This is a genomic window from Luteimonas terricola, assembly GCF_004352845.1.
Lineage (GTDB): Bacteria > Pseudomonadota > Gammaproteobacteria > Xanthomonadales > Xanthomonadaceae > Luteimonas > Luteimonas terricola.
On record NZ_SJRX01000006.1, the window covers coordinates 251,926 to 261,027 of the forward strand.

Consider the following 9,102-nt stretch of genomic DNA (forward strand, 5'->3'; position numbering starts at 1 on the left):
GCGGTGCGCTAACCTTGGACCGCGGCGGGCCTGTGCCCGCCGCTTCCATCATTGCACCGGCATTCCATGCGCATCATCAGCTTCAACGCCAACGGCATCCGTTCGGCCGCCAACAAGGGCTTCTTCGACTGGTTCCGCGCCCAGGACGCCGACATCCTCTGCGTCCAGGAAACCAAGGCCCAGGAACACCAGCTCGTCGCCGCAGGCGGTGACGGCCTGCATCCGGACTACCTGCCCGAGGGTTACAAGGCCTGGTTCCGCGATGCGACCACCAAGAAAGGCTACAGCGGCGTGGCGATCTACAGCCGCCGCGAGCCCGACGAGGTGCGCACGGCGCTCGGCTGGGCGCCGTTCGATGAGGAAGGCCGCTATATCGAAGCCCGCTTCGGCAACCTCAGCGTGGTCTCGTTCTACATCCCGTCCGGCTCGTCGGGCGACCTGCGCCAGGGCTTCAAGTTCGAGGTCATGGACTGGCTCAAGCCCATCCTCGACGGGTGGCTGGCCAGCGGCCGCGACTACGTGCTGTGCGGCGACTGGAATATCGTGCGCTCGCGCAACGACATCCGGAACTGGACCGGCAACCAGAAGAACTCCGGCTGCCTGCCGCCCGAGCGCGCCTGGCTCAACGGCATGATCGCCGACGCCAGCGGCGACGGACTGTGCGATGCGCCGACGCACGGTTGGAGCGACGCGCTGCGCGTGCTGCGCCCGGACGTCGCCGACGAATACACCTGGTGGAGCAATCGCGGCGCCGCGCGCGCCAAGAACGTGGGCTGGCGCATCGACTACCAGTTCGTGACCCCGGCGCTGGCGGGGCGCGTGGACGCCTGTGCGGTGCACGGCGAGCCGCGTTTTTCCGACCACGCGCCGCTGGTCGTGGACTACCGCGAGTGAGCACCGCGACCGGCGCCGACGCGCCGCGCAAGCCCTCGGCATGGCGTGCGTTCGCGCAGCCTTCGGCGTGGACGATGTTCTTCTTCGGCTTCGCCTCGGGGCTGCCGTTCCTGCTGGTGGCCGGCACGCTCGCGTACTGGCTGCGCGAAGGCGGGATCGAGCTCCGGGAAATCACCATGATCGCGAGCGCGGGCATGGCGTACTCCTTCAAGTTCGTCTGGGCGCCGCTGGTGGACCGCTGGCGGCTGCCGCTGCTGGGCCGCTTCGGGCAGCGCCGCGGCTGGCTGCTGCTGGCGATGGCCTGCGTGATGGTCGGCCTGCTGGCGATGTCGGCGCTGACGCCCGAGCGGCTGACCGTGTTCGTTGCGCTGACGTTGTTCGTGGCGTTCTCCGGCGCCACGCTGGACATCGCCGTGGACGCCTACCGCGTCGAGATCGCGCCGGCATCGGAGCAGGGCGCGCTGGTGGCGACCTACTCGCTGGGCTACCGGATCGCGCTGATCGTCTCCGGCGCGCTGGCGCTGGTGCTGGCCGACCACGCCGCCTGGCCCAACGTGTACCGGCTGATGGCGGCCTGCATGCTGGTGCCGCTGGTGGCCTGCCTGATGGCGACCGAGCCCGAGGTGATGCGCGTGCGCACCACGGGCTGGGCAGCGGGCCTGCGCGAGGGCGTGGTCGAACCCTTCGCCGACTTCTTCCGCCGCTTCGGCGGTGGCGTCGGCCTGGTGGTGCTGCTGTTCATCCTGTCGATCAAGATCTCCGACCAGGCCCTGGTCGGCGGCATCATCGGCCCCTTCTACCTCGACCAGGGCTTCAGCAAGACCGAGATCGCCGCGGTGACCAAGGTCTACGGCATCTGGGTGGGCATCGCCGGCGTCTTCCTCGGCGGCGTGGCGGTGGCGCGCTGGGGCATCCACTGGCCGCTGCTGGCGGCGATCATCCTCGGTGCGGCCAGCAACCTGCTGTACCTCATCCTGATCGGCGCCAATGGCGACATCGGCCTGCTGACCCTGGTGATCTCGGGCGAGAACCTGGCCCAGGGTTTCCTCGGCACCACGGCGGTGGCCTACCTGTCGGCGCTGGTCAACCAGCGCTACACGGCCACCCAGTACGCGCTGTTCTCGTCGCTGATCATGCTGCCGGGCAAGGTGCTGGGCTTCTTCTCCGGGGCCATCGTCGAGACCAGCACCGGCGGCTATGCCACCTACTTCCTGATCACCGCGGTGGTGGCGGTGCCGGCGGTGCTGCTGTTCTTCTGGCTCAAGCCGCGGGTGCGCGTCGGCGGCGATGACGAGGTCCCTGCGGCCGCTGGGGACGGCGCATGAACGGCGGCAGGTGCTTGCCGCCGGGGCCGCGTCGTCGTATCAATGACGGATCGCCCCGATCGTGAGCCATTGGACGCCGGCCGTGACCGATATCGTTCTGAAGGACATCGACGAAGTGCTGCTCGAACGCATCAAGCGCGCGGCCGACCGCCGCGGCTGGGCGCTGTCGCACGCCCTGCTGCACCTGCTGGAACAGGGACTGTATGCGGTGGAGGGCGACGGCAAGCTCAGCTTCGACAACTCCGAGGCCGACGTGCTGCAGGCGGCGATCGCCGCGCTGGAGGGCGTGCCTGACGGGGTGTATTCGCTGATCGGCCAGCTGCCGGCGGATGCCGATCCGCGGAGCGGGGACTCCGGGCGGGACGGCTAGCTGCCCGCGGGTAGCAGTCGGCCCGGGGCCTGTCCGCCCGCGCAGGCCATTCACTTTCTGAACGCGCGGCGGAAGCAGGCCGGTCCGATACACTCGGCTGCAGGGGGATGGCGCAGCGGGCCTGGCTTCGGCAGGTGCCGGCGGCATTGCCGCACCGGGGAACTCGAATGCGGATCGTCAGGCAGAGGGTCGCTCGCGCGCCGGCATGGGTCCGGCGGCACGGCATGCGCGCGCTCGCGACGAGCGTGCTGGCGGTAGCGTCCGCCGGGGCGCTGGGGGCGTCGTGCGCCGACATCGAGGCCGAGGCGCTGGTGGTGGCCGAGGCCCGCGACTCCGATCCGGAGCAGGGTGTCGCGCGCGGCCGGGCGCTGCTGGTCGAGGCGCGCGCGCTGTCGCCGCCGTGTCCCGCCGGCGAGGCCATGCTGCTTGGCGGCATCGCAAGCAATCTGCACATCCTGGGACGCAACCATGACGCCGTTCGCGATTACGGGCAGGCGATCGCGCTGCTTGAAACCGGGACGCCGGCGCAGCGCGCGTTCCTGCACCGGGGGCTCGGCGTCGCCTTGCTGGAACTGGAGTCCTACGAGCTGGCACTCGAGCACGCCCTGATCGCCCTGGAGGCCAGCGACAGCGCTGCCGACACCATCGGATCGGCCAAGACCGCCGGCAACATCGGCAACCTCTACAACAGCATCGGCGAACTGGAACTGGCGCGCGACTACCACGGCCGTTCGCTGGCCGGCTTCGAGGCGACCGGCTTCGAACCCGGAATCGCCGGAGCCCTGCTCAACCTCGGTTCGGTCGCGGCCAAGGTTGGGCTGAAGGCGCTGGAGGCGAGCGACGTCGCCGCCGCGCGCCGGGAACACCTGCTGCTGCGCAGCTACAACGAGCGCGCGCGTGAGCTCTTCTCGGAGTTGGGCAACGAGCGCGGCGTGGCGTACGCCGACAGCAACATCGGCCTCGCGCTGGACCGCCTTGGCCAGCCGGAAGCCGCATTGTCCCATCACACGGAATCGCTGGCGGCACGCCGCAAGCTGGGTGACCTGTTCGGTACCCTCAATTCACTGCTCAGCATCGCATCGGCGCAGGCCCACCTCGGTCGCAGCGATGCGGCGGCGACCACGCTCGACGAGGTCGAAGCGCTGATCCCGGATGACGCCTTCAACCTGAAGAAAGAGGTTGCCGCGCAGCGTGTCCTGCTCACCGAAGCGCGCGGCGACTATCGCGCCGCGCTGGCGGCGCAGCGCGAGTATGGCCGCCTGGGCGCGCTCGCCGCCGACGCCGAGCAGCGCAGCGCCATCGCCGCGCTGCAGGACCGTTTCGACAGCGCCCAGGCGGCGCGCGAGATCGAATCCCTGCGCAGCGATGCCGAGGTGTCCGCGCTCCAGCTGCAGCGCCAGCGCCAGGTGAGCCAGCTCGGCATCCTGGCTGCCGTGCTCGCGACCGGGCTGCTGCTGGTGTTGTGGAGCCGGTTGCGGATCGGTATTTCCAGCTCGCGTCAGCTGTCGGTCGCCGCGCGCACCGACCACCTGACGGGATTGCCGAACCGTCGCCATCTCCTGGAGCTGATGCAGCTCGAGGTGCATCGGGTCGACCGCGGCGGTGGCACGTTCTGCCTGGTGATGGCGGACCTCGACGACTTCAAGGCCATCAACGACCGCCACGGCCATGACGCCGGCGACGTCGTGCTGCGCGAAGTCGCGCGCAGGCTGCGCGACGCGGTGCGCAAGCAGGATTCGGTCGCGCGCTGGGGCGGCGAGGAGTTCCTGCTGCTGTTGCCCGCTTCGCGCGCGGTGGGCGCGGCCTGTTTGGCGGACAAGCTCCGCAAGCAGGTGTCGGCGGAGCCGGTTCTGGTCGGCCCGCAGTGCACTCCGGTATCGATCACGCTCACCCTGGGCTACAGCGAATATCGCCCGGGTACCCCGCTTGACGACTGCATCAAGGCGGCGGATACGGCCTTGTTCGAGGGCAAGCGCGAGGGCAAGGACCGGGTGATGGCATCGCCGGCCACCGGCGCGGGTCCGGTTGGCGCCCCCGCCTCGCCGGTCGCTGAAGCCGTGACCCAGGGGATGTGAAGCCGGCGAGCCCTGCGCTCAGGCGCGGTGGATCGCGCCGAGGATCCGCGGCCCCGCGGCGCCGGTGACGCTGGCGAGATTGCCGGGGCGCCCGGCCAGGGTTTCGCGCGCGAGCCACGCGAACGCCATTGCTTCGATCGCGTCCGGGTCCAGCCCGTGCGCCGCGGTGGTTTCCACGCGCATGTCCGGCAGCTCCGCGGCCAGTGCCGCCATCAGCGTTTCGTTGTGCACGCCCCCGCCGCAGGCGATGACGCGCGCGGTGCCGGGCTGCTGCGTGTGCAGGGCGTCGGCCACGCTGCGTACGGTCAGTGCGAGCAGGGTGGTCTGGACGTCGGCCGCCGCGGTATCTGTGGCACCCGTGGCGAGGCGTGCCTCCAGCCAGCCGAGGTGGAACTGGTCGCGTCCGGTGGACTTCGGCGGTGGCAGCGCGAACCACGGCTCGGCCAGCAGCCGCGCGAGCAGCGCGTCGTCGACGCGGCCGCTGGCGGCGAACGCGCCGCCACGGTCGTAGGCCTCGCCGCGGTGGCGCAGGCACCAGGCGTCCATCAGGCCGTTGGCGGGCCCGGTGTCGAAGCCGCGGACGGTGCCGCTGGCCGGCAGCAGGGTCAGGTTGGCGATGCCGCCGAGGTTGAGCACCGCGCGCGACTCGTCCGCCGAATGCAGCAGCGCCGCATGGAGTGCCGGCACCAGCGGTGCGCCATGGCCACCGGCGGCCACGTCGCGGCGCCGGAAGTCGGCCACCGTGGTGATGCCGGTGCGCTCGGCGATCGTGGCCGCGCAGCCGAGCTGCAGGGTGAAGGGCAGGGCGCCGTGTGGGCGGTGGCGCAGCGTTTGCCCGTGCGAGCCGATCGCGGCCACCCCGTCGCGGTCGACGCCGGCATCGTGCAGTGCCTGCAGGGCGGCAGCGGCGAACGCCTGGCCAATGCTGGTATCGAGCTCGCCCACGTCGTCGAGCGACAGCAGCGCGTCCTGCTGGCCCAGCGCCACCAGTCGTGCGCGCAGCGCGGGATCCCAGGCATAGGTACGGGCGAAGCGCAGCCGCGGCCGCGCCGCCGCGCTGTCGTCATCGAGCTCGACCAGCGCGGCGTCGATGCCGTCGGCGCTGGTGCCGGAGATCAGGCCCAGGAAGCGCTGCGGAGCAGCCATGCGCGCAAGCCCGTGGATGGCCCGGTGCGATGCAGGGCGGTCAGCCCCGGCCGCGGGTCACGGCGGCGTCGCGGTCGGCGGCGGCGACGCGCGTGTCGTCGTCCGCGGCCGGCACCTGGGCGTAGATGACGTCTTCGACCGTGCGGATGCGCGCCAGCGCCGGCCCGGTCTGGGCCTTGAACGCGATCAGCGCGGTGCCCTTGAGCGGCTCGGGCTCGGGCATCGTGTGCTGCAGCGGGTTGCGGTGCACGCCGTTGATGCGGAACTCGTAGTGCAGGTGCGGGCCGGTGGACAGGCCGGTGCTGCCGACGCGGCCGATCACCGTGCCCTGGCTGACGCGCTGGCCCTGGCGGATGTTGCCGAAGCCGGACATGTGCGCGTACAGCGTGGTGTAGCCGCGGCCGTGGTCGAGGATCACGGTGTTGCCGTAGCCGCCCCGCCAGCCCTTGAACTGCACGCGGGCGTCGCCGGCGGCCATGATCGGGGTGCCGGTGCGCGCGGCGTAGTCCACGCCCTTGTGCTGGCGCACGTTGCCGCTCACCGGGTGCCGGCGCGAGCCGAAGCGCGAGCTCAGGCGTGCGTACTGGATCGGCATGCGGATGAAGCTCTTCTTCAGCGGCCGGCCTTCTTCGTTGTAGTACGCGGTCTTGCCGTCGTGCTCGAAGCGGAAGGCGGTGAAGGGCTTGCCCTTGGCGGTGAACACCGCGGCCAGCACGTCGCCGGTGCGCAGCAGCTCGCCTTCGCGGTAGACCTGCTCGACCACCACGCTGAAGCGGTCGCTGGCGGCGACATCGGTGTTGAAGTCGATGTCGTACTGGAAGATATCGTCGGTCAGCTTGTTGATGCTGGAGCCCGACAGGCCGAGCTTGCGCGCGGAGTGGAACAGCGAGCGGCCGACCTCGCCGCTGACCACCGAGGTACGGACCTCGATGGGGCGTTCGATCACCGTCTCGACGACCGCGCCGCCGGCCAGCGCGAGTTCCACGCGCTCGGTCTCGTTGCGGTCGTAGCGCAGGGCGCGCAGGGCGCCCCGCTTGCCATCGGCGGCCGGCAGGTCGAAGGCGAAGCCGAGCTGGGCGCCGGGGCGCAGGCGGGTCAGGGCGTCGCGCGCACCGGGCTGCTTGAGCAGCGCGTGCATGGTGGCGGCCGGGATCCCCAGGTCGTCGAAGATCGCGCCCAGGGTCTGGCCCTTCTCCACTGCCACCGGCAACCATTCGCTGGCCTGCCGGGCCTCTTCGGCCACCACCGGCTGCGCGGGCAGCGACAGCGACAGGGTGGTCAGGCGGCTGCTGTGCGGAACGTCGACTGCGGTATTGAAACCGGGCACGATGGCCAGCAGCAGCGCGCCCGCAGTGGCCGCCAGGCTGGCATGGGCCCATTGCCGGCGCGACCAGCGGCGGTTGCCGGTGGTTCCCGTGTCGGTATCGGCCTGGTGCCGGGTGGATGCGGTCTGGCGTTCGAGTTCGCGCAGGTTGTCGAGCCGGACGCGGTTGCTGCGCTGCGCGTCGGGTGAATGGGGCGATTCAGGCGTGGTCATGGTGTGGATCGGACCCCCGGCCCGTGCGTGACGGGCACGTCACGAGGCCACCATAATCACGCGAAGATCATGCGTCAAACGATTGAAGCCAATGGAGTTTCCGCAAGGTAATATTTTAACTCCGCGCTAACAATAACTTCCCACTGCGTCACGCTTTTGCTCTGCTGCGACGCACAACAGGATCCGACCTTGTCCCAGATTTCCCCCCAGCCCGCCCCCGCCTCCGCCGCCATCGACCTCATCGCCCGCGGCACCGACGAGATCCTGAAGCGCGATGAGCTCGAGGCGCGCCTGGCGTCGGGCCGTCCGCTGCGCGTCAAGGCCGGTTTCGACCCCACCGCGCCGGACCTGCACCTCGGGCACACGGTCCTGCTCAACAAGCTGCGGCAGTTCCAGGACCTCGGGCACACGGTGGTGTTCCTGATCGGCGACTTCACCGGGATGATCGGCGACCCCTCGGGCAAGAACGCCACCCGCAAGCCGCTCAGCCGGGAGGACGTGCTCGCCAACGCGAAGACCTACCAGGACCAGGTGTTCAAGGTGCTGGACCGCGCGAAGACCGAGGTCCGCTTCAACAGCGAATGGTTCGGAAAGATGTCGGCCGCCGACATGATCCGCCTCGCCGGCCAGCACACGGTGGCGCGGATGCTCGAGCGAGACGACTTCGCCAAGCGCTACGCGGCGCAGCAGTCGATCGCGATCCACGAGTTCCTCTACCCGCTGGTGCAGGGCTACGACTCGGTGGCGCTCGAGGCCGACGTCGAATGCGGCGGCACCGACCAGAAGTTCAACCTGCTGATGGGCCGCGGCCTGCAGGAGCACCATGGGCAGAAGCCGCAGGTGGTGCTGACCATGCCGCTGCTGGTCGGCCTGGACGGCGTCAACAAGATGTCCAAGTCGCTGGGCAACTACATCGGCGTGACCGATCCGGCGATCGACTTCGTCAACAAGACCATGAAGGTCGGCGACGACCTGGCCTGGGACTGGATCGAGCTGCTGAGCTTCGACATCGGCATCGGGGAAGCGGCCAGGCTCAAGGCCGACGTCGCCGCGGGCACGCTCAACCCGCGCGAAGTGAAGCTGCGCCTGGCGCGCGAACTGGCCACGCGCTTCCACGATGCCGCGGCGGCCGAGACCGCGATCGCCGGCTGGCACGCGGCGGTGACGGGGCAGGGCGATACCTCGCTGCTGCCGCTGCAGGACGTGGCGGTGCCGGCGGAGGGCCTGCGCATCGCCGCGCTGCTGACCGCGGCCGGCATCACGCCGTCGAACTCCGAGGCCAACCGCAAGCTCAAGGAGCGCGCGGTGAAGGTGGATGGCGAAGTCATCGAGGATGCAGGCACCACGTTCCAGCCCGGCTTCGAAGGCGTCCTGCAGGTCGGCAAGCGCAACTTCGCGCGCGTGCGGCTGCTGGCAAACGGCTGAGCGCCCGGGCCAGCGGGATCGCCCCCCGTAGGAGCAGCTATGGCTGCGACCGCCCGACTCTCGGGCGCCGGGTGCCAAGGCCCTTGAGTGCTCATGTCCCCCGGCGCTGGCCTGCGGCCATCGCCTCCTCCTTGACTTCGCTCTCAAGGGCCTTGGCACCCGGTGCGCAGCAATACGCGGTGGCCCCAGGAGCAAAGCCGGTGTCCCCGCGCACCTGCAGCAACGCCGAGCCCCGCCGTGGCCGGGAGGCCTTCGCGGGGAAGTCAAGGAGGAGGCATCCGCCGCCAGGCGGATGCCGGAGGACATGAGCCGCGAAGGCCTCCCGGCCGC

The 9,102-nt window shown here is 70.5% G+C and carries 7 protein-coding genes; 5 read left to right on the forward strand and 2 right to left on the reverse strand.

Annotated elements, in window-relative coordinates; translation table 11 throughout:
- Window positions 1–66 precede the first annotated feature (66 nt).
- The 4 genes from E2169_RS11015 to E2169_RS11030 all read left to right on the forward strand — a co-directional run bounded on the left by E2169_RS11015 (window position 67) and on the right by E2169_RS11030 (window position 4,664).
- Window positions 67–894, forward strand: coding sequence for an exodeoxyribonuclease III (locus E2169_RS11015; RefSeq protein ID WP_132986646.1), 828 nt, complete (start codon window positions 67–69; stop codon window positions 892–894).
- Window positions 891–2,219 carry an AmpG family muropeptide MFS transporter gene (locus E2169_RS11020; protein WP_229659222.1) on the forward strand — a complete coding sequence of 443 codons (1,329 nt, stop codon included), beginning with the start codon at window positions 891–893 and terminating at the stop codon, window positions 2,217–2,219. Before E2169_RS11015 ends, E2169_RS11020 begins: the two co-directional genes overlap by 4 nt.
- Window positions 2,220–2,301: 82 nt before the next feature.
- Window positions 2,302–2,589 (forward strand): hypothetical protein, encoded by a 288-nt coding sequence (locus E2169_RS11025; protein ID WP_188726172.1) that lies wholly within the window; start codon window positions 2,302–2,304, stop codon window positions 2,587–2,589.
- A 224-nt stretch (window positions 2,590–2,813) separates the two neighbouring features.
- The gene (locus tag E2169_RS11030) at window positions 2,814–4,664 is read left to right on the forward strand and encodes a tetratricopeptide repeat-containing diguanylate cyclase (protein WP_165942402.1); all 1,851 of its coding nucleotides are present in this window, start codon (window positions 2,814–2,816) and stop codon (window positions 4,662–4,664) included.
- Between the two features lie 18 nt (window positions 4,665–4,682).
- On the opposite strand, the gene E2169_RS11035 is transcribed toward E2169_RS11030, so the two are convergent.
- Both E2169_RS11035 and E2169_RS11040 read right to left on the reverse strand, forming a co-directional pair.
- A complete protein-coding gene (locus E2169_RS11035; protein WP_132986648.1) occupies window positions 4,683–5,810 on the reverse strand; it encodes an anhydro-N-acetylmuramic acid kinase in 1,128 nt (375 codons plus the stop codon).
- Between the two features lie 40 nt (window positions 5,811–5,850).
- On the reverse strand, window positions 5,851–7,347 hold the full coding sequence (locus E2169_RS11040; RefSeq protein ID WP_132986649.1) for a M23 family metallopeptidase: 1,497 nt from the start codon (window positions 7,345–7,347) through the stop codon (window positions 5,851–5,853).
- A gap of 198 nt (window positions 7,348–7,545) precedes the next feature.
- On the opposite strand from E2169_RS11040, the gene tyrS reads away from it, so the two are divergent.
- Window positions 7,546–8,772 (forward strand): tyrosine--tRNA ligase, encoded by a 1,227-nt coding sequence (gene tyrS / locus E2169_RS11045; protein ID WP_132986665.1) that lies wholly within the window; start codon window positions 7,546–7,548, stop codon window positions 8,770–8,772.
- Window positions 8,773–9,102 lie beyond the last annotated feature (330 nt).